This window comes from Acinetobacter radioresistens DSM 6976 = NBRC 102413 = CIP 103788 (assembly GCF_006757745.1).
GTDB lineage: Bacteria > Pseudomonadota > Gammaproteobacteria > Pseudomonadales > Moraxellaceae > Acinetobacter > Acinetobacter radioresistens.
On record NZ_AP019741.1, the window covers coordinates 97,642 to 119,751 of the forward strand.

General features: G+C 37.8%; 32 protein-coding genes. 2 read left to right on the forward strand and 30 right to left on the reverse strand.

What is annotated here, in order from left to right; all coding sequences use genetic code 11:
- Positions 1-395: 395 nt before the first annotated feature.
- From ACRAD_RS14855 to ACRAD_RS14920, 14 genes are all read right to left on the reverse strand, one after another.
- Positions 396-1,214, reverse strand: coding sequence for a single-stranded DNA-binding protein (locus tag ACRAD_RS14855; RefSeq protein ID WP_010700249.1), 819 nt, complete (start codon positions 1,212-1,214; stop codon positions 396-398).
- A 482-nt stretch (positions 1,215-1,696) separates the two neighbouring features.
- Entirely contained in the window at positions 1,697-2,179 is a 483-nt protein-coding gene (locus tag ACRAD_RS14860) for a hypothetical protein (protein WP_010700248.1), read from the reverse strand.
- Between the two features lie 165 nt (positions 2,180-2,344).
- The gene (locus ACRAD_RS14865) at positions 2,345-2,932 is read right to left on the reverse strand and encodes a hypothetical protein (protein ID WP_010700247.1); all 588 of its coding nucleotides are present in this window, start codon (positions 2,930-2,932) and stop codon (positions 2,345-2,347) included.
- Between the two features lie 171 nt (positions 2,933-3,103).
- Positions 3,104-3,331 carry a hypothetical protein gene (locus tag ACRAD_RS14870; RefSeq protein ID WP_010700246.1) on the reverse strand — a complete coding sequence of 76 codons (228 nt, stop codon included), beginning with the start codon at positions 3,329-3,331 and terminating at the stop codon, positions 3,104-3,106.
- A 53-nt stretch (positions 3,332-3,384) separates the two neighbouring features.
- On the reverse strand, positions 3,385-3,882 hold the full coding sequence (locus ACRAD_RS14875; RefSeq protein WP_010700245.1) for a hypothetical protein: 498 nt from the start codon (positions 3,880-3,882) through the stop codon (positions 3,385-3,387).
- On the reverse strand, positions 3,882-4,937 hold the full coding sequence (locus ACRAD_RS14880) for a hypothetical protein (protein WP_010700244.1): 1,056 nt from the start codon (positions 4,935-4,937) through the stop codon (positions 3,882-3,884). Before ACRAD_RS14880 ends, ACRAD_RS14875 begins: the two co-directional genes overlap by 1 nt.
- 272 nt (positions 4,938-5,209) lie before the next feature.
- Positions 5,210-5,389, reverse strand: coding sequence for a hypothetical protein (locus ACRAD_RS14885; RefSeq protein ID WP_010700243.1), 180 nt, complete (start codon positions 5,387-5,389; stop codon positions 5,210-5,212).
- Between the two features lie 13 nt (positions 5,390-5,402).
- Positions 5,403-6,056 carry a hypothetical protein gene (locus ACRAD_RS14890; RefSeq protein WP_010700242.1) on the reverse strand — a complete coding sequence of 218 codons (654 nt, stop codon included), beginning with the start codon at positions 6,054-6,056 and terminating at the stop codon, positions 5,403-5,405.
- Positions 6,057-6,225: 169 nt separating this feature from the next.
- The gene (locus ACRAD_RS14895; RefSeq protein ID WP_010700241.1) at positions 6,226-6,543 is read right to left on the reverse strand and encodes a hypothetical protein; all 318 of its coding nucleotides are present in this window, start codon (positions 6,541-6,543) and stop codon (positions 6,226-6,228) included.
- 286 nt (positions 6,544-6,829) lie between these two features.
- Positions 6,830-7,168, reverse strand: coding sequence for a hypothetical protein (locus tag ACRAD_RS14900; RefSeq protein ID WP_010700240.1), 339 nt, complete (start codon positions 7,166-7,168; stop codon positions 6,830-6,832).
- Positions 7,169-7,179: 11 nt separating this feature from the next.
- Positions 7,180-7,677, reverse strand: coding sequence for a hypothetical protein (locus ACRAD_RS14905; protein WP_010700239.1), 498 nt, complete (start codon positions 7,675-7,677; stop codon positions 7,180-7,182).
- A gap of 216 nt (positions 7,678-7,893) precedes the next feature.
- A complete protein-coding gene (locus tag ACRAD_RS14910) occupies positions 7,894-9,249 on the reverse strand; it encodes a hypothetical protein (RefSeq protein WP_010700238.1) in 1,356 nt (451 codons plus the stop codon).
- Between the two features lie 484 nt (positions 9,250-9,733).
- Entirely contained in the window at positions 9,734-9,988 is a 255-nt protein-coding gene (locus ACRAD_RS14915) for a hypothetical protein (protein ID WP_010700236.1), read from the reverse strand.
- A gap of 1 nt (position 9,989) precedes the next feature.
- Positions 9,990-10,652: a hypothetical protein gene (locus tag ACRAD_RS14920; protein WP_010700235.1), complete on the reverse strand. Its 663-nt coding sequence runs from the start codon at positions 10,650-10,652 to the stop codon at positions 9,990-9,992.
- Positions 10,653-11,134: 482 nt separating this feature from the next.
- Here ACRAD_RS14920 and ACRAD_RS14925 point away from each other — a divergent pair, with 482 nt between their 5' ends.
- Positions 11,135-11,395, forward strand: coding sequence for a hypothetical protein (locus tag ACRAD_RS14925; RefSeq protein ID WP_010700234.1), 261 nt, complete (start codon positions 11,135-11,137; stop codon positions 11,393-11,395).
- A gap of 61 nt (positions 11,396-11,456) precedes the next feature.
- On the opposite strand, the gene ACRAD_RS14930 is transcribed toward ACRAD_RS14925, so the two are convergent.
- The 9 genes from ACRAD_RS14930 to ACRAD_RS14970 all read right to left on the reverse strand — a co-directional run bounded on the left by ACRAD_RS14930 (position 11,457) and on the right by ACRAD_RS14970 (position 17,398).
- A complete protein-coding gene (locus ACRAD_RS14930) occupies positions 11,457-12,047 on the reverse strand; it encodes a hypothetical protein (RefSeq protein ID WP_010700233.1) in 591 nt (196 codons plus the stop codon).
- 20 nt (positions 12,048-12,067) lie between these two features.
- Complete coding sequence (locus ACRAD_RS14935; protein ID WP_010700232.1) at positions 12,068-12,634, reverse strand: hypothetical protein; 567 nt, start codon at positions 12,632-12,634, stop codon at positions 12,068-12,070.
- Positions 12,635-12,669: 35 nt separating this feature from the next.
- Complete coding sequence (locus ACRAD_RS14940; protein ID WP_142093827.1) at positions 12,670-12,867, reverse strand: hypothetical protein; 198 nt, start codon at positions 12,865-12,867, stop codon at positions 12,670-12,672.
- Complete coding sequence (locus tag ACRAD_RS14945) at positions 12,864-13,889, reverse strand: IS30-like element ISAba125 family transposase (RefSeq protein WP_010326927.1); 1,026 nt, start codon at positions 13,887-13,889, stop codon at positions 12,864-12,866. Before ACRAD_RS14945 ends, ACRAD_RS14940 begins: the two co-directional genes overlap by 4 nt.
- 44 nt (positions 13,890-13,933) lie before the next feature.
- Positions 13,934-14,341, reverse strand: a complete 408-nt coding sequence (locus ACRAD_RS14950) for a hypothetical protein (RefSeq protein WP_142093830.1) — start codon at positions 14,339-14,341, stop codon at positions 13,934-13,936.
- 444 nt (positions 14,342-14,785) lie between these two features.
- Positions 14,786-15,616, reverse strand: coding sequence for a ParB/RepB/Spo0J family partition protein (locus ACRAD_RS14955; RefSeq protein WP_010699897.1), 831 nt, complete (start codon positions 15,614-15,616; stop codon positions 14,786-14,788).
- A 381-nt stretch (positions 15,617-15,997) separates the two neighbouring features.
- On the reverse strand, positions 15,998-16,279 hold the full coding sequence (locus ACRAD_RS14960) for a hypothetical protein (protein WP_010699898.1): 282 nt from the start codon (positions 16,277-16,279) through the stop codon (positions 15,998-16,000).
- A 154-nt stretch (positions 16,280-16,433) separates the two neighbouring features.
- Positions 16,434-16,940, reverse strand: coding sequence for a hypothetical protein (locus tag ACRAD_RS14965; RefSeq protein ID WP_010699899.1), 507 nt, complete (start codon positions 16,938-16,940; stop codon positions 16,434-16,436).
- A gap of 38 nt (positions 16,941-16,978) precedes the next feature.
- The gene (locus tag ACRAD_RS14970; RefSeq protein WP_010699900.1) at positions 16,979-17,398 is read right to left on the reverse strand and encodes a hypothetical protein; all 420 of its coding nucleotides are present in this window, start codon (positions 17,396-17,398) and stop codon (positions 16,979-16,981) included.
- Between the two features lie 342 nt (positions 17,399-17,740).
- On the opposite strand from ACRAD_RS14970, the gene ACRAD_RS14975 reads away from it, so the two are divergent.
- Complete coding sequence (locus ACRAD_RS14975; protein WP_010699901.1) at positions 17,741-18,991, forward strand: hypothetical protein; 1,251 nt, start codon at positions 17,741-17,743, stop codon at positions 18,989-18,991.
- 74 nt (positions 18,992-19,065) lie between these two features.
- On the opposite strand, the gene ACRAD_RS14980 is transcribed toward ACRAD_RS14975, so the two are convergent.
- From ACRAD_RS14980 to ACRAD_RS15010, 7 genes are all read right to left on the reverse strand, one after another.
- Positions 19,066-19,596, reverse strand: a complete 531-nt coding sequence (locus ACRAD_RS14980) for a hypothetical protein (RefSeq protein WP_010699902.1) — start codon at positions 19,594-19,596, stop codon at positions 19,066-19,068.
- A 293-nt stretch (positions 19,597-19,889) separates the two neighbouring features.
- Positions 19,890-20,096, reverse strand: coding sequence for a hypothetical protein (locus tag ACRAD_RS14985; RefSeq protein ID WP_010699903.1), 207 nt, complete (start codon positions 20,094-20,096; stop codon positions 19,890-19,892).
- A gap of 22 nt (positions 20,097-20,118) precedes the next feature.
- Positions 20,119-20,562, reverse strand: coding sequence for a hypothetical protein (locus tag ACRAD_RS14990; protein ID WP_010699904.1), 444 nt, complete (start codon positions 20,560-20,562; stop codon positions 20,119-20,121).
- A gap of 330 nt (positions 20,563-20,892) precedes the next feature.
- A complete protein-coding gene (locus ACRAD_RS14995; protein WP_010699905.1) occupies positions 20,893-21,105 on the reverse strand; it encodes a hypothetical protein in 213 nt (70 codons plus the stop codon).
- On the reverse strand, positions 21,102-21,335 hold the full coding sequence (locus ACRAD_RS15000) for a hypothetical protein (RefSeq protein WP_010699906.1): 234 nt from the start codon (positions 21,333-21,335) through the stop codon (positions 21,102-21,104). Before ACRAD_RS15000 ends, ACRAD_RS14995 begins: the two co-directional genes overlap by 4 nt.
- Before the next feature lie 12 nt (positions 21,336-21,347).
- Positions 21,348-21,560 carry a hypothetical protein gene (locus tag ACRAD_RS15005; RefSeq protein WP_010699907.1) on the reverse strand — a complete coding sequence of 71 codons (213 nt, stop codon included), beginning with the start codon at positions 21,558-21,560 and terminating at the stop codon, positions 21,348-21,350.
- A gap of 16 nt (positions 21,561-21,576) precedes the next feature.
- Entirely contained in the window at positions 21,577-22,062 is a 486-nt protein-coding gene (locus ACRAD_RS15010) for a hypothetical protein (RefSeq protein WP_142093832.1), read from the reverse strand.
- Between the last annotated feature and the right edge of the window lie 48 nt (positions 22,063-22,110).

Sequence of the window (22,110 nt, forward strand, 5' to 3'; positions counted from 1 at the left end):
GAGGCTTAAGGGTGGATGCGTCAGCAAACAGCCGGAAAGCGTAAGCGTGGGGCCTTTGTTTGGTACTTATGGAAATAATTAGCTTGCCTTAATAAATGACATAAGGTGTGAGATTTATGACATAAGTTTCGAGATTGAAATCAGATCGGATACATCAGCCCAGATATAACAAGCATTCGCGCTTATCATAAGAAAAAAAATCTAAAGTTATGTGTCAAAATTTTAATGAAAATCTTAACTTATATGGCAAAACTAGCCTGAGATTATATGTCAGTAAAATTTATATGTAGCTGATTAATCTTAATTTTCAAATCTCAGATGATGTGTCAATTAACCATGATTTTTAAACATAAAAAAGCCTCTGTTCGTCAGAGGCTTATTCATTAGGACATTGATCAGTAAGGTAGATCAAAAGACTTATCTACATTTCCTAAATCTTCTGGGCTGTAGTTGGGATCAAACGGCGCAAAATCTTGTGGGTGGGGTTCTGCATTCGCATTGCCTTGATTATTTAGATTCGCATAGCCTTGTGACTGCTTTGGCTGTTGTTGTGCATTGCCTTTGCTGTGACTGCTGATCTGACCTGTTTCACCGCTAATAATACTGAACTGCTGAGCGTGGATTTCTGCCTTTTCACGGTTCTGACCTGAGTTGGTATCAATCCACTTGCGATAATCAATATAGCCAGATACAAATAGTGAATCACCTTTCTTAAGCTTAGATGTGATTTCTGCTGCTATGCCCCAGAGGATCACAGTATGCCATTGGGTTTTTTGCTTATCGCCATAACCTGAGTTGGTTGCAATTGAGATCGTAGTTCTAGCATTATCGCTGAAAGCTTTGAACTGAGCATCGCTGCCCAGATTCCCCAGAATATTGATCTGGTTGATCGTTTGAAGTGGGTTATCCACCTTACTGAACTGCTGAACATTAATTTCAGATTTTTCGCGTGGTGCGCCAGTATTTGCATCGGTCCACTTACGGTATTCAAGAACACCAGTGACATACAGGCCATCACCTTTTTTGAGCTTTTGAGCAGCTTCCGCAGCTTTCCCCCAGAAGATTGCTGTATGCCATTGAGTTTTCTGTTTATCACCAGTACCGATATTAGTTGCAATTGATACAGTTGTTTTAAGTGTTCCATTAGGCAGGGTAGAGAATACTGGATCGCTACCGATATGGCCCATTACGTTTGAAATACTGATAGTTTGCATCTTTTATTACCCTTGCTGTAAGTCTTATTTATACCAATAAATATACAGCATATACCGCAAATATACAATACCATATTAGATATTTATCAATAAATTGCGTTAGTTAATGTATCTGAAAGCCTGAATATGCAAGAGTTTGAGAGTCTTTGGCTTTTCAATATTAAACTTAATTTAATTGGGAATATCAAATCCTAAATAATAAATAACTTTTAAAGCCTATCCCTTTTATGACCGTATCTGGCTGCGTTAGCCGGCAGATTAAAAGCGCAAGCGCGGGACCTGATTGGGCAATACTCTAGTCCGATGAACTATTGTGTCTTTTTCCGAATATCAGGTAGGTATGATGTCTGGTAAATGAAGTTAACAAATTGCTCTAATTTTTTTGGTTGAACCTTAATGCCCTTAATGCCTTGTGACTGATCCTTAGTTCAAGAGGCACAACTTTGAAACCTTCGGGTACTTCAATTGCTTGAATCATATTTTTATCCAATCTTCTCGATGTTTGGATATTGCTTCAATGTCCGGCCACTGGTTTTGACCGGATCACAAATTATAAAATCATCTTCTGTATTTGGTGAAGTTTGAATAAGGTATTGATCTACGCCAGTCGGTAGGATCGATACTGGAAAGTCAAATGCCTGTAGGTAATTATCTTCATTGATATATTGAAGGTCGTAGTCTGCCGGCTGCGGTTTTCTCGGGCTGATGCTGTTCTTTTGGTTGAAAGTATCCATAGCAGTCTTAAAACGGCGTAATTCTTCATTTTGCCATGAAGCTTCAACATAAATATCGAAGTTCTGGGCAATAACATCACGGCTGACATCTAAGTTTTTACGTTTTAATGTTTCATGCAAAGTATCAAACAAAGCATCATCTTTATTCTTAGCATGAGTATGGTAAAAGCGGTGGTTGCCATTTGCTCGGACTTCAACGACAAAATATTTCTTAAAAAATGGGAATATCATTTTCTGATCCTTAATCTAAACCAGTCATTGCAAGGCATTTAGGACAAGTAATTAAATAGCTTTTCATGTCATCCATTATTTGATCCTGTACTGTATTGATTCATCAGTGTAGGGTTAACCCCATAACACGCAATTAACGGCGATTTATGGGGCATTCCTGAACGGTTAAGCTGCTTCCGTTAAATCCCATGGGAATTCTGCATAATCTGGTTGAATACGGACAATGTGATAAGTCACCAGATCAACAAATGATTTGCATAGGGAATCTTTATAGCCATTCATTGATGAACATTGATAATTGATGCAGTCCATCAGCTTGATGAATCCTAAATATGTCATTTGTTTAGCATATTTATATGCTTTGTGCTTCTGATCAAGAACAAACTGAATATGAAGATCACGATTCATATCTTTGACATACTCTACGCCGTAGAGGTCTTGTAGAGCTTGAAAGTTCGTGGTGTAAATCAGTCGGGCCAAGAATTCAAAGTTCTCGCTGCGGAATAGATCGACATCAAAAAAATCGTTTTGAGCCAGTTCTACATACAATGCTTTATCAAAATCGGAAATATCCTTACGCTCTTGGATCAATGTATTGCCTTCAAGGTGCTGAGCCTTAAGTTTCAATTCCATAGACTTAAAGAAGTAAGCGGCTAAAGACTTCTGTTCACCGCCATTGTGTACGTCACGATGGATTAAGGCATATTGGATAGCAACGGCGAGATGGAACGGTTTTACTAAAGTAGCTGACATAAGAATAATCTCCAAAGTTGATAATTAGCATTATATCAGCATATACCGCAAAATAAACATACTATTTATATTTATTTATTATATTTTACTGTTATTTTGGTTCTCAGTATTCTGGGAAAGGGTGCGGCTGTTCTGGCCGAAACCAGAAAAGCCGCATTGCTTTGTCATGACTTAGCTGTTTAAGCGAAGCATCAATTGTCCATTTTCATAGATACCAGTAGTGATCATGCTTTCAGTCGCCTGAGCAACATCAAACAGGCCATCACGATCGATATATTTAATGAACTGGTCTACAAGGTCATGAACTTCTTGAACGTCAGCAATCTTGTGATCCCGCTCAATCAGGCCGTTATTTGAATAAAAACGGAGGTCTAGGGTTTTGTCTTGGATGATATTCATATCTGTTTACCTTTTAATATTGATTGGTTAGCAAATTTTTAGTCATTTATTTTTCAGTATATTATCTGATGAATACGAAAGAAAAAGTGTTCATCTTGATAATGCCCATTATTCAGAGCAGTACTAGCTGCATGAGTTATGTCAATTAAACCCTCACGCTGAACCTTTTTCGTAAATTCCTCTATCAAGCTGTAAACCTCCTTATCATCAATGAACTTGATCTGTTCTACGACCGTAGTTTCAATATTTCCAAAAAGACGTAGTTCTAATAATTTACAACGGACCTTTGGTTCTGCATGAAATCTTTTTTTAGCTTGTTCAAGCTCATTAATGCGGCTATCAAAGATGTCCCTTAACTGGTCCCTAATGTAATCCGGTAGGTTATTGCGGTCCCGCATACTCTTAAGTGAGCTTTGCGGTAACGGATCACCATGCTTATTTTTAAGCTGTCGAGTTAACTGAGCAACCCATACTTCCCCATATAGAGCTTTACCAATCTGCTCTATATCAGGAATATCAGTCTGTTTCACTTCATTCGATTTAGTTTTCATTATTTAACCTCTGTACTAACCAGTGCTAGGGCTTCTGGGTGCTGATTTGGATAGCTCTTTTTAATGGCATTGCACAACATTTCTTGAGTAGAAGGAATTTCACGTTCAATGAGAGATTTAAGCGATCTCACCGCCTGACCTGTTTTGATATATTCCTCATCTTCCTTGGTCATCCCTGCAAATTTTGCCTCAAGCTTAGGTAGAAATTCTTTACGAGAAATAAGGAGCTGCTTTAAGTCTTTCAAATATGCCAGTGTGCCTTCACAACTTTGCTCAAAAGGTGGATACCATGAGCCTTTACAGCTAGTCGATGTAATGCCGTACCAGTCGCGTGTAAATCCATGGTAAGCAATGGTATTCGACTTCTTGTTCTGTAGTCGGATTGGACGGAAACAGCATGAGCATGTGAACTGTTCGCCTTGGTCTGGTCTAGGTTCTGCTTTCTTGCGAACTGTAGCGGTAATGATTTCTTTCAGCTCTTTATTGGCTATATGAAAAACATAAACCTCATTTAACAGATTGGTTAAACCAAAAAGGATCGGTGCAGGATCGGTATTATCATCCACCCATTTTGTGAGCTTGGTGAATTTTTTATAAGCACTTCCGATCTCATGCAAATTGGTAGGGCGGTCATAAACGATGGCATCAGACATGTCATCACGGCGATCAATTTCTTGACGGCCATGCAGCATTTCTAATTGAGCCTTAGCCTGATTGAAAACGTCATTAATAAGACTGGCAAACTCGTCTTTAAATTCTTTATAGCGTGCATTTTCGATCGCGCCTTCCTGTTGAGCTTTGATCAAAACTGCAATCAGGACAGCTAAACCAGTTTTATACTTAGTTGATTCAGCCACTAGATCATGCAGGATCGGCATATTGGTCGCCGTCCACTGGTTGATTTCAGCCATAGCAGTTTTAAGCGTTTCATCGTATTCCATCAGATGCAGGAACATTGGCTTAAGTTTGCCATAACGCCATCCAAGTAAAACAGACATATCAAGTTTAGTTAGATCAACAGTAGTGGCGGTATATAAGTTTTGAATATCGATCATCGGACTATGCCTGTGTAATATTTATCAATGATGTTATTATGCGTCATTAGTGACGCAAATTAAAGTAATATTTTGTATTTATTTAATTTTTTGCTTTTAAATAGCGATTATTTGATAGATGAAATACTCGAATTCCACCATAAAAAAATCTGGCGACATGCCTTCTTTGAAGGCTTAATTGGTGGCTGCGTCAGCAGTCAGCAAAAAGCGTAAGCGTGGGGCGCACATAAAAAACCGTTTTACTGACTGAGGATCAATAAAACGGCGTTGGGTCAAACGGGTGAATTATTTTGTGCTGTTACTGGTTGGGTCATTGGGGTGGCAGGATCATGATCAATGCCTCTCACCGTGATTTCTTTCAATCCCAGACTTCGCTTAAAAGCGAAATCTGAGAGTGATTTTAAATAGACTGGATCACAGTTTAATCGGTCTACGACTGGATCATTAGACATCATATTCCCCAGATTAAATGTATGGAAGGCCAATGTTTTCACCATACGCCGAAACATATTCAGCCATCTTTAAAACATCCGGATCAACCTTGTCGGAATGTGATGCTGTAATGTCTAACATGGCATCCAGATAGGCGCGTGCAATGTCCTGTTGATGGGTAGGGTGGGTTTTACCTAAACAAGTCGCCAGAACGCTAGAAGCTGCATCTGTAGTGCCTAATTTAATTAGGTTGTCAGCCAGTTTATTTACGATCTCGATTTGTGAAGGATCGACCGTCAAATTTTTAAGTGTGTAGGTATCCTTTGGCGTAGCGTTTTCAAAATCAGCCAGATTTTTGCTCAGTGCTTCAAAAAACTCAAAACTCGCTTTATTGCGTAGGTCAATATGCGTTGGTGCTGCGTTGAATAATGCGACAAAGCTACCTAGAAATGTTTCTACAAGGTATTTTGCTTCTGGGCGTGTAAGGGCCATCTGAACAAGACAATGCGGCAACGTTTTGAACTGGATTTCATTGAACAGGCCCATAATGTTATTCAGGCATTTATTTTTAGCTGATGCTTCTTTGTGTTTTTGGTGTGCCAGTACTTCATCAGAATCGAGAAAATCGGCAGCCGCTTGAATTTCGGAATGGTAGTTGAATGGTTTTGCTGCTAACTGAATAGACATTGTTATTCTCCAAAAGTTGATAGATTTATTATACACCATATACCGCATATAAGGTATATTTAATTAATTATTTTTTAATTTATTTATTAAAAAACCTTGGAATCACCAAGGTTTTAAGGGCTTTATGTCTGGGGTTTCACCAAACTATATTTATGAAATACCACATCCATTACATTAAAATTTGTTTAATACCAGACGGCTCTAAATTTGGATGCAGCAAAAGTACATCGGTGTATGAACCATTAATCGCTGAGCTAAGGACAATGCCTAACATATTGGCTTCTTCTGGGTTATCACTATGGCTCAAATCAATAAAAAAACCACGGAAATTCAAGCCAAGTGTATTTTCAATTTCATTAGAAATATGGGTGTTTTGAATAGCTTTGATGAAATCAGTTGAAAAAGGCTCATGGCATGTAAAGTTCAAATAATTATTGATATTGTTAATGGTGGTTTTTTCAAGGCTACTAATTGAGGCATGTTTCATAAGGTTGTATCTCCAAAGTTGATAATGAGATTATACTAAAAAAACCTAATTTAATCTTTGAATAATAAGTACATACGTCATTCTGTGTCGTCTGCTTTTAAATTTCCTTCATAAGAAAAAATGATTCAGTCGGGTCGGGGATGAATTGTAATTTTGCCGACATGCTTTCTTTGAAAGCTTAACTGGTGGCTGCGTCAGCAGGCAGCGAAAAGCGTAAGCGCGGGGCCAGACCATAAAAAAGCGGAAGGCTTATTCAGCTCTCCCGCTCTCGGTTAAAAGTTACGGTCTATCGGTAGCAGATATTCTCGAATACTTGGTGGCTAAGCTGTAGGTTCATGACAAACTTAAGCTCACGTTCTTGGCCGTAAATGTCTGTCACTGTAATCAAGCCATTTTGGAATGAATAAGACACCGGCATTTTGGGATTAAAGTCATAATTCAAATCACTTTGATCAGAGTAAAAACGGTGAATCACGTTGGTCTTAGGTTGGTTAGCTAAGTCACATCCGGCCAAATTTTTAAAGTCGTCTACATCTTGCTCGGTATCATTGTCAATTAAAGCGCCGTCAACAGAGTGAAGGTAGTAGCCGAATTTATTGCTTAACAGCTTCTCTAATAATTCCATGATCATTCCCCTTAATGAATAAAGCCGGTATTTTTAGCAACGTTTTTCGCTACTGATTCTTTGGTGACTTCAATACGTGTAGAAGGGGTCGTACTGTCCGGATTTATAAATACTCGATAGCCCTTTTGGATTAGGCAAATTGCTACTGTGATAAGAAACGTTTGGGCGTGTTCGTCTTTATCTAAAACAATTGATAAAGCAGTTTTAGCATCTTCAATATTTTCTTCTACAAGGGTAGAAAAATGGAAAAAAGGACTACGGCGGGTATATTCGCCATCGTCAACAAAAGTTGGTACATAAAGCGGATAATGGCCGTATAACGTACCTTTAATGAGGGGGCAAAACTCAAGATTGATTTTTTTGTTTATATACTTTTCATTGTTGAAACTAATTTCTGAATACGATCCATTTGTATGAAAAGCTTCAAGACAATGATTAAATACAGTACCGAAGTCCATATCATGTGATGGATTGCTAGGTAGAATTGTTAACTCACTTTGTAATGGCATTTTGTATATCTCCAAGTTGATATACATATTATACAACATATACCGCACATTTAATATATGATATTTAATATTTTTGCTTTTAATTTTCGCTTTATTTGTTATGTATTTCTATCGGCCTTGGCATGGCTTAAATTCGCTGACATGCCTTTTTGAAGGCATTAAGGCTGAATGGGTAAGCATTCAGCCTAAGAGCGTAAGCGGGTCGTTTTTGGACGGTCAATAATAATCAAGAATCAAGGTATGGAACTTCCGCATTTCTCCTGCCATAAACAATAAATACTGTCTGGTATTGAGAAGCATCTCGTCAAAGTAAGATAAGTTGATATGTTCATTGATCTGACGGACATCAAATTTATTTTTAACCATGTGATTTGTGCAGCTCTCATCATCAAATGCTTTTGAAGCTGCTGAATCCGGTGTACATACAAAAAAGATGCTTTTACTACCACTGGTTAAATAAAAAAAACGATAGGTCTTTCCACTACGACAATTTTGCCACACCGGTAATAATATCTCACACGAAAAAGTTACATCACCTCCGTATGTATACTCATCCCAAAGCTCAATCATTTCAGATCGGGATAAACTCTTTGTGTCAAAAGCTAAGCAGATTTCAGAATGGTCATTGTTAAAACCTAGCTGATTGCACATATCACGATAGTTCACCTCATCAAAGCTTTTAGTATCCTTAAATCTCTCTTTTTTAAAAATTTTGATTAAGGCTATTTGCTCGTCTGTGAACATGTTTTGCCACTGTGATTCTGGCAGGGCTTTTATGGCCGCTATAAATGCCTTCTTTTCTACTCTTTCTGAGTCGGCAATGTCCATATCTTGCCGGTTATACAAGTAGCCAAATTCTTCTCTTTCAAGATCAGCTCTCACCCAATACGCATTTTCTAGTTTACGATCCGCTTTACTAGGTAGCGGTTGGATACTTTGTAGATCAATATCATGATCAACGGGGGGGTGGACCGAACGCAGTTTGAAAATATTTTTTTGATAAAGATTCAATGTTTTCAGATGCTTTGAAAAAGCAGAAATATGCTCGTTGTAGTTCTCATAGTAATTCAAGACATCCACGGATAGCGCGTATTTCTCCTGTGCTGCAACGTATGACGTTTGTTCCGTCATTTCACAAAAGCCAACATGAGGGAAACTTTGATGCTGTAAATATTTCGCCAGAGCGGTTCTGTTCTTACTGTCTGAAAATTTATATTCAATATTATTGATCTTAAGCCACTCAAAGAAATTTTCATGAATCAGGTCCTTTGCTCGGTGATCAATAACCAATAGATCAGGCATTCCAGTCACTATTGGATTATTAAAACCAGAAACTTTAAAAACACGTTCCCAGAACGCTTTAACAAACGCTGATAATGATATGGCCGGATCATTTTTGTGATAGTACTTGGTGTATTTTAATGGCAGATTATCAACAGATATACCAAGTAAGCATAGGGGATTGAGCTGTGCATCCGCTTCCAGTGGTTCAGTTGAGCGCATAACACCATAGTCCGGATCAAAGAAAACACGTTTACAAGACTGGATGGTGAGATAGTGAATTATACTCATTTTATAAATCTTCTTATATTCGCTTTGGAGCGATGTTGGGCTATACACATTCTTGTTTTAGAAATATTTCTGCTTTTAACCATGCTTGATAAGCGTTTCGGTCATGACAAACATATTTCGCGCCATCCATGATGACAAATAAGCGTGCTTCCTTTTTGACACACACGCAATTTGGATGTGTACCTAAAACCCGATTCTTCGGGCTATCGTCTTTACGCAGAGTTCTCGAATCTAAGCTCATGAATTTCTTAATCCCTGTTTAATTCAAGCTTAAACTTGCTTATATCGGCTTTGCAAGGGCGTTATTACATTGATCCGCATTAAGCATTGCTTGATGGCTTTTTAATCCTTACCCCTTCATTGAAGGCAATACGGCGTGATGCGTTAGCGAACAGCCAAAGAGCGTCAGCGAGGGGTCTTTGGATTTGATTGTGGATGTATGCCTCAAAGCCTAGCACAATGGCTAAGCTTTGAGATGTCATGCTTATGAATCATCGGTTAGCTTTATCGGTTGAGCATCTTTACGCTCTGCCGCTAAATACCGTTCAATGCAATCAAGTTCTGAACTTTCATAACTGTTAAACTTGCTTTGGATAAAACGCGCATACGATTCATTGATATAAGCTTCAACCAAGTCCAATCGCTCAAGTATTAAATCAGGGTTAAAGCACTGTAACCACAAAGTCGTAAAGTAAACAGAAGGCTGCTGAACCTGTTGTCCGTTATTGGTTAAGGTCATCTTAAACACTCTCCAAAACTTTTTCTTTAAGGCTTGGATATGGGTCAAGGTAATCACTGGCAATCATCTTAATGATTTGATCTCGGTCGCCTACATATCCCCATACTGCCTCAAGTTCTTCTGAATGATCTGCGGTACAGCTTCCACATGTTGAAACTTCTTCAATCTTGAATCCAAAGCATTCACCGGCGATGTAGTTGTTATAAAGTTCAACTTCACCCTTGAGGTATTCTTTCGCCTTTTCTGTATCCCACTCAAGGCCAACACGTTTAAAATCTTTATATGTAGAGAAAATAAAGCCAACCTGTCCTGAGTCCCAAGGGCAACTAAAAGGTGTGGTCGCATACATAATTCCTGAATGTTCAAATTTGTATAGCGGCTCGACTAAAATCTTTTTTTGTTCAGGATCGGCATTCTGAATTTCTCGGATCAGGTCAAATTGAGATAGATCGTAATAATCTGCAATCTTGAGTTCTTTGGCGAGTTCATTCAGTAAATTGGTTGATTCTGCAAGGTTATCTACACAGCCTGAACGGTTACGTGGATCAACATAAAAATGGGAGATATTACCGTCATTATCTTCGCGTGGACTGGCACAGTCTTGATCATAAATAAGGCTGAAAGTTAAGTTTTTTGCACTTGTTGAGAATACGATGTCGTTCATAGAGATAGCTCCAAAGTTGATATGTAAATTATAAAACATATACCGCATATTTAATATATCAAATGGGGCGCGTGCGACACAATTTGACGCTCTTGATTTTATAAAATATCCATTTAAAACATTTACTTAACTTGAGTTTTATTGACAAAACTTTCGCGCTTCTTGCTTCTGAAATCAGGCTTTGGATGCGTTAGCAGACAGGGCATGAGCGTAAGCGAAGGGCGCTTATTATTGGATCGTTTTAACCGATGAATGTCTTTTAAGTAAAAGGAGAAGTTTGAGCATGAAAAAATGGCGAACTCTACCAAATATCTGAAAACTGGCCTCTCCATGGGAACATGACTTTTATAAAAAAATGAGGGATCGGATGTTTTTGGACCATATTTTTTAAAGTTTCTGTATATGGTCCTTTATCGCTATATACCGTTGGATTAGAAGGTAAATAAAACCCATAATCTCCTTATCAACTAAGGAGATAGATCATGAAAATTAGAGGCGTTTCAGAAGCAATAGCAACTTATTTAGGATGGGATGTAGCCGACCTGAGAGAGAATCGTTACCACTATGGCCGGACTGGAACATTGCAGATTTTTACCGTGGGTGAGGACTATATGACGGCGTGTAAGTCGGATCGGAAAGGGCCGCCTAAATGCCATGATCCTGATTACAACTTTGAATGGGGCTGCCTTGAATCAGATTTCTTTGGATGGAAAATTTATAGCTTCAAACCTTCAAAAACTTGAAGTATGAAAAAGGTGGCTTAATGCCACCTTTGTTTGCGCCGTATACGCTCTATTTGATCAATTATGAATGGGCAGGGTATGTGAGGCTTCGACAAGTAAAAATAGGGCTGTAAACGTATTCTATGCCACCCGTAGGTGCGTCTTTTTGTTCAGCCAGTAAATAACCTTCTTTATATAGCTTGTTAAGCTTGGCACTCGCATTCGGTGCCGAAATATCAAACTGTTTAACAACCTTTTGAGTTGTAGCATTAGACTGGCTGTAAACATAAGATAAAATTTCTTTTGCACCAGATGGCAACTTGGCATAAATCGCGCCTGATCCATCGTTGTTCTTAAGCAGTAGTGGAGCATTGATGGCATGGAATCCATAAATCAAATTATCCAATACATCCTTATTTTCAACATGCGATACCACTACACCTTTTTGACTAAGTAACATCTTTGATAGTGAAGCTATGCTGTTACGAATGAAACAGGCATCGACCCCTGTAATCCCTTCCAATGAGATTTCAACTGATGTTGATCTAACCCAGATTTTATCCATGAGCTTAGATAGAATCTGGTTTCCATTCAGACTTCCAAGAATGAAATCCGTCTGAGTGTAATCAATCAGCTTCATTACCTGATAATCATACGCTGTATTAGAACTCATAAAATGGTTTCCTCTGCAAACTATATCTTATTGAAAAGGTCTTTTTCACGTTGGGTATGGACTGCCATATAAATATTTAAAGCTTCAAAATAGCTAATCTCTCCATCAGACTTCGCTTGGTTTATCAATTTTGCAATGGCTTGATCTGCTTCCTTATATTTCTGAACATCCGGATCATTAGAGAAGATCATAAGATTTTTATAATTTAGGCCAGTTTTATCGAGCTGCTTATCCAAACACTGATCAAACTGCTGATAATCAACGACCACTCCTTCCTTGATCCAGTAGTTAACATCACCTCTTAATCTATCTTCGTATTTTTCAACATCAGATTTTTCTACAGGTATGTAAGAAGAACACTTGAACATTACGCTTTGGATTACATCGTCTACGCTGAAATATTTACCATCCACTTCAAAATTTTGATAAACCTTATCATTCCCTCCTTTCTGGTTGTATTTGCTTAGATAATTGTCGGCAGCATTGAAGGTTTCTGAATATTGTGCCTTCGCAACATCTTCATCCGTTATATCTTCCATACACCCAATCAACCCAACAACAGAGGCAAGCAGCAATAACTTTTTCATTGATCTATTTTCTCCTTGAACGAAGGCAGTTCTGATTAGGGAGCAGGGTAGATGTAGCCGATTACTTCTTCCTGATTTTCATCATCAACATAAGCTGTTGGCATTTGATTCTGGTCTTTAGTCATTTGGGTGTGTCTAATTTTTTTTGGCCCTGCTTGCTCAATAATGAACTTAGGCGACTCCCATGGAAAACACATTAAAAAGTTATCTACGCCATTACTTGGCGAATTCAAACATGAGGTGCGACAGTTTGAAAAGTCTTATGATAATCAACAAGCTGAGCAAATTTCTCTAATGGTGTAAGCCAATCTAACGCTTTTCTAGGACGAGTATTCAGTGACATGGCAACTTGATTTAAATAATGCTGATCTGCCTGATTTAAATCAATCCCTTTAGGTAAATATTGCCTAATTAAACCATTCATATTTTCGCATGTGCCTTTTTGCCAGGGTGAATGTGGGTCACAGAAATATACATCTATGCCTAAATCTTCTTCAAGTATTTTATGTTCTGCCATCTCGCGTCCACGGTCATAGGTCAACGTTTTACGCAGTTCTGCAGGTAAATATTTCAGAGCTTCAGTTAAAGCCTTGCGCACTGATTCTGCCTTTGCATCAGGTAATGTTGCCAAGATACAGAGCCGTGTATTTCGTTCAATAAGTGTTGCTATCGAACTTTTATTGTCTTTACCTTTAATTAAATCAGCTTCCCAATGACCCGGTATTTTTCTTTCTTGAACTTCGGCTGGGCGCTCATGAATAGTTTTAATATCCTGTAATATAGAATCTTTTTTAGGTTCACCGTTAGCTTTTCGCTTTTTATTTTCATGACGCAGACAGGATAATAAGTCTTTTTTCAACTCACCCTTTGGTAATGCTCGTATCGTTGAATAAATCGTTGTATGGCTTACATTCATTGTTTGATCCAAATCAGGAAATGTCTTTAAACGCTTTGCTATTTGCTGAGGAGACCATAAACAACGGATCGCTTCAACAATAAATTTCCAGAGGATTGAATCGATTTTGAGTTTTCTGTGACCACGTCTACGTCTAGCGAAGGTGTTATCAGAAGCATATCGAGCTTGATAAACGTCATTGATGCTATTTCTTTTAAGCTCACGATAGATCGTACTAGGATGTCTTTTAATGAGTTCAGCAAATTTTCTGGCTGAAAAGCCTTCTTTTCTTGACTCAAGCATTAATGCAGTACGATCTTCAAAGTTAAGATGATGGTATGACAATTTTATATACTCCATAAACCCTTTAAATTAATTAGGTGGTTTATGTCGCACTTCAAGTTTTACTCTGCCCTTCTAATAACTTTTAAACAACGTCTATATGTACGTTTGATGTCGGCAGGAATAAAGTTATTAGCTTTTCCAACTGTGTTCCCATTAGTGTGAAGATACCAATTATTATTTTCTTTAAACCCATAATATTGAATTCCTGCTTCACTACCGATTCGCCATTTATAGTCGTCTAATGGAATAAACCAAACAATCCTGCTGATCGGGGTATTGAAATCCATATCCTCCCATGGATCATTAAGAGAATATTTTGAGAAGTTAAGGCGATATTGTTTTCCATCACTGGTAATCAAAGCAGATTTCTCAAAATCAATATCACCTGTGATTTCTGTCCAGTCGGAAGATTGAGCCGCAAAGCTTTCTTGAGTGGGATAGATTCTAAATTTTTCGAGTATATTCATGTTTAATGGACCAAAGTGAGCTTAAGCAATCCGACTTGCTTTAAATTGCCTGAATAATGTTAAACAACCAGATTTAATTTAATGATCAAATCTTCTCTGAAATCCTGAAAAGGGAATAATTTAAAATTAATATTTTCAAGGGAACTGAAAAATAGTTCCTTTTCACTAAGTAGAATCCGTTTTGCTTTTATACCTCTTGACCGTTCCTCTCGGGTCGGTTGGGTTCGATCAAACGTCTGGAATAAAAACTTATACTTCTTGCCATTAAAAAAAACGGTCAATTTTTTAGAAATTCGGTTGCCCGAATAACCTGTATAGATAACTTGGTTATTTTCGTCCATCTTGCGACCGGATACCTTATTTAACTGGATCAGGATTGAGGACCAATACCTGAGCGATAAAGCCACATCCTTGAGGATGCAGCCTTATCAAATGGAAGCTGTCTTAATTGACAGTACTGCTTTCCAGTTCTACGCCGTCCATTGATTCTTGTTCGGTAGTAGACTGATTAAGCGATTCTGGGGCCATGAGCTGCTGCCATAATTCCAGTGGGATTTCTGCTTTAACGACATCACCTTGGATTTCAGCCTTTACAGTTAAAAGCTCAAGTACTTGCTTTACAGCTTTCTTCGGTGGAGTGAACTTTTTCGCTCGGGTGCTAGTTTCAGCCAAGGCGTTATTCACGCTAAGTTTCTTCTGCTGAATTAAGCGTTTCTTCTCAAGTGGAAGATCGTAAATACGCAACATCTGGTAAACGTGCTGTACAGAGTGGCCTACCTGAGTTGCAATCTCGTCAGGGTTATAGCCATACGCATGTAGACGGTGGAAAATCTCAGCCTTCTCTACTGCTGATAATTGCAGAGAGTTACTGGATTTGAGCATAAGAAGCTGCTGCTTCGCTTCATCACCCTTATATTCGACTACATTGACGAATTGAATTGGTACTTCGCGTTCTAAAAGGGCTTTCAGGGCCTTTAATCGATGGTGTCCATCGCGCACTACGGCCTTCTGATCCGACTCACGGAATTTCACCACGATAGGCGGAACATAGTCGCCGGCCTCATAAGCCTGTGCCAGATTGTTGACATGTTCTTGAACGTGTTCTTGCTGCCAGTATTCCTCTTGGCTCATTCCCACGCCACGCACGTTGAAACCTTCTTCAACGACTAGCATTTCAGGGCTAACCATCATTTGATCACGGCGGCGAACATTTTCTTTGTCTACTTTAGACATAGCATAAAGGGAAGTAGCGGTTTTTTTAGCTTCTGTAGTCATTTTTTAATTCCAACCTTAAGGTTAATAAATAGAGTTGATTAACTCCAATACGAGTATTATATAAATATTTAATATTATAATCAAACATTAATTTAATATTATTAATTGCAATATCAGATTATTATAAATAATAGATCGGTTTGCACTATTATTAATAATATATTAACTAAAATAAATATTATAAATAAAAGCCATAACGATGTAGTGCTTATGCTTTTAAATAACACCTATTAATAAAATGCTATTTTCAGTCGGGGGAGGGGGTATTAAAATTCGCGCATCCTTTTTTTGTTTACCTATTGGTGACTGCGTTAGCAGACAACATCAAAGCGTAAGCGAGGGCAGGGTTTTGCAGTCCTTTGCATGTAGTCCCTACTTGGCTTATTTTTTACGTTTAGACTTAGGGAATCCAATCACATCTCCTTGTTGTGTCTTAACGTAAGCTGCCATTGTAGCTTGTGTGGCCTGTTGAACTGCTTGTTGATTCAAGTTGTTCACTAGACTGCTCATTCCACCCATTGCCTTGATTCGCGCCAATAAAGCAGCAGCTCCGCTTACTGGCGTGCCTGTTGATGCTACTACAGTTGAGTACCAAGGATCATTCGCTGTTGGTGAATTTTTATTACTCATGACTTTAACTCCATAGTTGATTTTTTCGTCCATGCTAATTTCAAGGACTACTTACATAAACCATAAGTGAAATTAAAAACGCAAGTTTAGAGCCTAAAAATGTTGTAAAAAATGCAACAGAATTACAAAATCTGGGCGATAAAAAACGCCATTACGTGAATAATGACGTTTCTTCTTTTAAGATTATTTAAGTTCTGATTTCATCCTTAAGAATACTTTCTATAATATTCTCAGTTAATAAAATATGTTCACCTGTCGAGCTATCAGGGTTAGGAATAAATACTCGGTAATCATTTTGTATTAATGGCTTTGTAATATTATAAGCCACTTCATTTAATAATGGTTCAGATTCATTTTTTAAAATGAGAACAATATAATCTTCTTTTGGGAAAAGAAAATGATAACCAGTGTTCACCGACTGTAAAATATTAATTTGCAAGTCTTGGCGTGTTTCAAAGCCAACTACATTGGTCCATAAAATATAGCTTTTATGGACGGCGCTAAACTCAGTTTCGGTGAAAGCTGCTGAATCAAGAATATTGGTGAGTGGTGCTTTCTGGTTGTACTTGCCTAGAGAGAATGCACCCATGCCTTCAAGAGCTTTATGAACATGGCTCCAAGCCTGACCGAAGTGAATCGGATAGCCGATCCCTTGTTTATGATGATTCGCAATGATTATTTTAACTGTACTCACAAGCTTATCCTTATTTTAGAGAAGTGATAATTCCTAGCTTAAGCTAGGAAGTTGTGATAAATGATTGCGCGTACTTCAAGGTAATTTAGCTCTCGACTCTGCTTCTTCAACTGTTCAAGTTTGCTAATGAAGTCAGGGCCATTGTTCAAATTCAAAAATTCTTCTTTGAACACTTTCACTTCTTGTAGGAATTTCACTACAAGGTTGCGGTTGTCAGTAGTAAAGCCTGAATCTGCATCTGGGCGATCAATGCACTCAATCAGATTGATTTCGTTAAGAAGGTCATCAATAGTCAAATTTTGGAAACGCTCAGTGATCCCTTTGAAGCTGTGCAAGAAGTTTGTAGCTTCACCAAGGTTATCAATGCCATGCCAGTTAATACCGAAGCTATCAATAAAATTAACTGCCTTTTTAGCAAATTGATCCAAATTAGCGATGTTTTGAACTGCTGTATTCATTATGCTTATCTCCAAGTTGATAAATACATTATACAACATATACCGCAAAATACAATATTGCACCCTTATTTTTTAGTAATAAATTGAAAATATTATAAGTATGTCCACATATGGACACTTATGGAGTACGTTGATATTCCTAAGAAAATATTGATTTCTTTTATTTGTATTATAAAAAAATACATGCTTTAATTTTATTAGGGTTGGGTATCCGCACTTACATGAGAGTGAAAAGAACCTATATCAACAGATATTCTTATAAAGTTCGTGAATCAGAATTTCAATCTTTTCATTTGAGCTTTGTTTAATCTCATGCCAAAGCATTAAATCAAGGTGAATAGAATGAAAAAGTCACTCAATGAAATGAGTTCGTTGGCACGTATTATTGAAAATTGTTTTAGTGGATATAAATCTACTGATTTATTTAATAACCATCACAATCTGCAATCCCCGATTTATAAAAACTACAATCGAGAATCTATTGGATTTCCTAGCGATTTGATAAAGCCTTTTGGGTATAAGCGTATACTTGAATCGTTTGCGAGATCAATCGGATATAACACCTATAATGGCCTTATTGAATCAGGCATCTCAGTCCATGACCTTAAAGAGAACGCACTTGAATTTCTAAATCCATTCCCATTAAATAAATTTTATACTGAAATATGGAATGTGCTTTCTTCTGCAATTATGGGAGATTTACTTAATGATAATAATCTTTCAGAAAATATTTATTTGGGATTTAAGCGAAATAAATCTAATACTGAAAATTTAAAAACTGCTTTTGGTTTAACGCCTTTAATAGATGGTAGATATATCTATGATGAATCAGGTAGAAATTATTCAGATGTGAATTTTGTTCCTCGATTTAAAGAATTCAATCATTATTATGGCGTTGCAACATCATTTTTTAGTCATGCGATGTATATAAGTAAGGGTGATGGAAGTCAGTACTTAATTGATAAGGTTCCTCTCAGAGAATTTGTAACATTTACAGAATGGGATGACAGTAGTTTTACCTTATTTAAAAATCAGCTCATTCGTATAATGAGCAGATTATATAAAGTTGAATTAAAAATCTCTGGTCGAACTTCTAACCCATTAGATAGAGAAGTAACAATTAAGTTTAAGTCGGCGTATAGAAATGCAGCTACAGTTCAAGATTTTAAGGAGAATATTGAACTTGAGAAGGTTAAAGAAGAAACTCGACTAAATAACCAACTAGCACTCAAGGCCATCATTAGCGAAATTTCAACCGATAAAAAGTATTATCGTTTAGATGAAGGAAAAAAGTATTTTTTATCAGAAAGGTATGTAATCAAATATTTTACTAACATTAACTTTGAAACTGGCGGTAGTGATTTTGAATATACTGAGTTTCGTGATTTGTTAGGTGATGCTGAAAGTATCTCCAAATTGGGGGAGCAACCTAAAACGAGAGAGGTATTTTCAGGGACCAAGCAGTATTTACTAAACATGATGCCTTATCATTATTCTTATGAGCATGAAAAATATGGAACACCTGCAAGTGTTGAAGATATTATCGAGTATTGGAAAAACCGTGTACTGCCGAACATGATCCCTTGTAATTAATATAAGAAACCTTAAACCATCTCCTTAAGTGAGTCTAAGGAGGTGGTTTTTTATTAATGCTATCTTTTAATAAGTCAAACGATTTGATCTACCTGTTTCAAAGTGATGCTCAGCTCAAGTAGTTTTTTAAACTCTGTCATAGTTTCATCAATTAGAATGACGGCGCGACTTACATTATCCATCAGTTCGATCTGATTAATATTGATCTCTCCGGTCTGGCATAAAGAAAAGACTTTCGTTTCAAGTTCACTGGTCATACCTTCAAACATGCACTGTTCTGCCAGATTTACTTTTAATTTAGTCTTAAAGTCATCGACTGCTTTTTCTACAGTGATCTGTTGCTTCTCGAATTGATTATGAAATTCAGCAAAATTGAATTCTTCTTCAACTGTCAAGATATATCCATCAATTGCTAAACACTCTGATCCAGTCACAAAAACCCGCGCACTAATTTTTAAGGTTTCCATCTGGGCTTTGGCCCCATGCAGGAAGTTAATTGGGGTATGTACGCTAAAAAAGATGTGTGGACAGCCTTCATCTTCAACATGGAAATCAATTAACTTTACATCAGCAACACCGTGTCTAAACCATTGGTTGAACATCATAAATTTTTCCTAATATGTGATTAATATCAATAATATATATTATACAGCATATACCGCATATATAGAATATTTAATGAATGCTTTTAAGGATTTTATGATTGGATAAATTGCTTACTTGTGAGGTCATGAATGGCAATCTTAATATTTCGGCTTCTCTGTCCGGACACAGGATTGATGTTAGCGTCAGCAGACATCAGAGTAGCGTCAGCGTGGGGGCCAAAAAAAACCTTGAGCGAACTCAAGGCAAAAACGGAGAGGTGTGAAGCCTTTCGGCTTCGGGGTACAGCTTCGGATCAGTCGTCCAGATGAATCATGATGGTTGAAATGAGGTGGTCATAGTCCTTACTGGTGGCCTCGGTGCGAACCTTTAGAATATCTTCGCGTGACCATCCTGCATTTTTAGCGCAACGGGAGAAGTAGCCAATAATCTCAAAAGCATTACCGTTTACACCAACCAGAGAGCCGGCACATGTTTTAGGTGGGTTAAAAACATTACGCATGAGGTAGATTCCTTTTCTCAGTTTATGCTGCGATAGCGTTACGGCAAAGATTTGCCAATTCAAATTTGTTTGAGTCGCGGCGTGCCACGATCTTGAAGTATTGGTCTGCAATACGGACAAAGAAATTATAAAGCCCTGCGTCAAGCTGCTCACGGACGTTAAACAGTTCAAAATCTTCGTATTTGACATGATTTTGAGGGGGCATGATGTTAAACATCTCTTTGAATTGTTCAGCAGTACTCGGTTGAGCTACATACGCTTTGTAAGCTGCATAGGAAGCTTGGGCAGCAGCCTTTTCATATTCTTGATATGAACCTACATTCAGCCCCTCATAGCCCTCAGAACGCAACTGAGCAAGCTTGGCATCAATCTCAGCCTGAGTCAGACTATCAACAAAGCATTGCACGAAAATGTGGCCTTTAAGTGTGCCGCTAGTTGCAGTGTAATAAATAACTAAATCATTCATTTTCAGTACTCTCCAAAGTTGATATTAAGCATCTCAGCCTATGATGGTATTATACAACATATACCGCAAATATAGAATACCTAATTTAAATATTTTTTAATTATTTTGCTTTTAAATTATCGGCTTCTGATCAGTAATTCAGTCGGCCCAAAACAGGTCTTAATTTTGCGAACATGCCTTGTTTGAAGGCTTAAGGGTGGCAGCGTCAGCAGACAGCCAAAAAGCGCAAGCGTGGGGTTTTAGAATATGGGGAAGGGGTTTGGGATCATACGGGCAAAAAAAACCTTGAGCGAACTCAAGGCAAACAACGGAGAGGGTAAATCTAAAGGGTTAAGCCGGATACATTTCAGGGAAATTGGCTTTACAGTATTCTTCTTGAGCCTGTATAAATCCTTGGCTCCATTCTTCTAAAAGCTCATGAGATTCACCGACTTTTAAACCCTTGATATGGGTATCCATGAACGCTTGATCATGTGCGGCACATTGAATATGGTTGGCAAAAGCTTCATAGCCAAAATTAAACGCTGATTTTTTAGTACTCATGAGGCTTTTTCCTGTACTTCCACAATATCACTCTCGGTATCTTCATCTTCATACCATTTGCCATCGTTGGTATAAGTGGCGGGTTCTGAACCAGATAAGCGTACGACATAATCATAATTGGAGATTAGATCATCTGGCATGTAAGCAATGAATTCAACCTTACATACCTTTCCACTGCGTAGGCGTACTGCATCGCCTTCATTAACTGTTTCCATGAATGAGTTAAACATCTTCATATATCCCTAAATTAAGTGTTTCGCATCTTCTGGGTGTACAGCATGGGCCATATAGCCCACAGGCATCATGCGTGCTTTCTTCTGCATGATTGCCAAGCCTGTTTCTTTTGGCAAACGCTCCGAAATGGTTTCCTTCATCCCAGACCGAAAATAAACGATACTGAAATTTGTACAACAGTCACAAAGACTTTGACCACAATTGAGTTGAATACGGCTCATAGCTGGACCCCTGTTCTCAGATCAGTTCGCAGATAGCGCGATAGACTTGACGAATAGGATATAAACCGCCCGACATCACCTGATATTCAAATTCTTGCGGTAGTTCAGGCTTTTTATTGTGCTTGATGGCGCTGACATAAATGGTATGCAGCATATTTTTGTTATCTAAAATCATTCTTTTTTCAAAGTTCATCAACTTGAACTGTTCAGAGGCTTTTTGAAGAACTGCTTCTGGCTCCAAAAAGCAGCCGCTTGGCTGATCGTTGGCAAAGCTGATTGAATCATTGATACGTTTTAGAAAAGCCTTAACTTGGTTAAGATACTCAGGGTTATTGAAACTAGAACAAATGTCGATCAAGTACTTACCGTTGTCCTTTAATTCTCCGCGAGTGCTACCCACAATAAAAGCCACTGTTGGATAATCTCCATGCTCTATCATATTGCGTGCATAAACAGCCGGTAAACCACCTTTCCAACTCATTGCTAAATCTAATGTTTTCATGCGTTTAAGCTCTTTTGTATAATTACCAAAGTTGATAAATACATTATA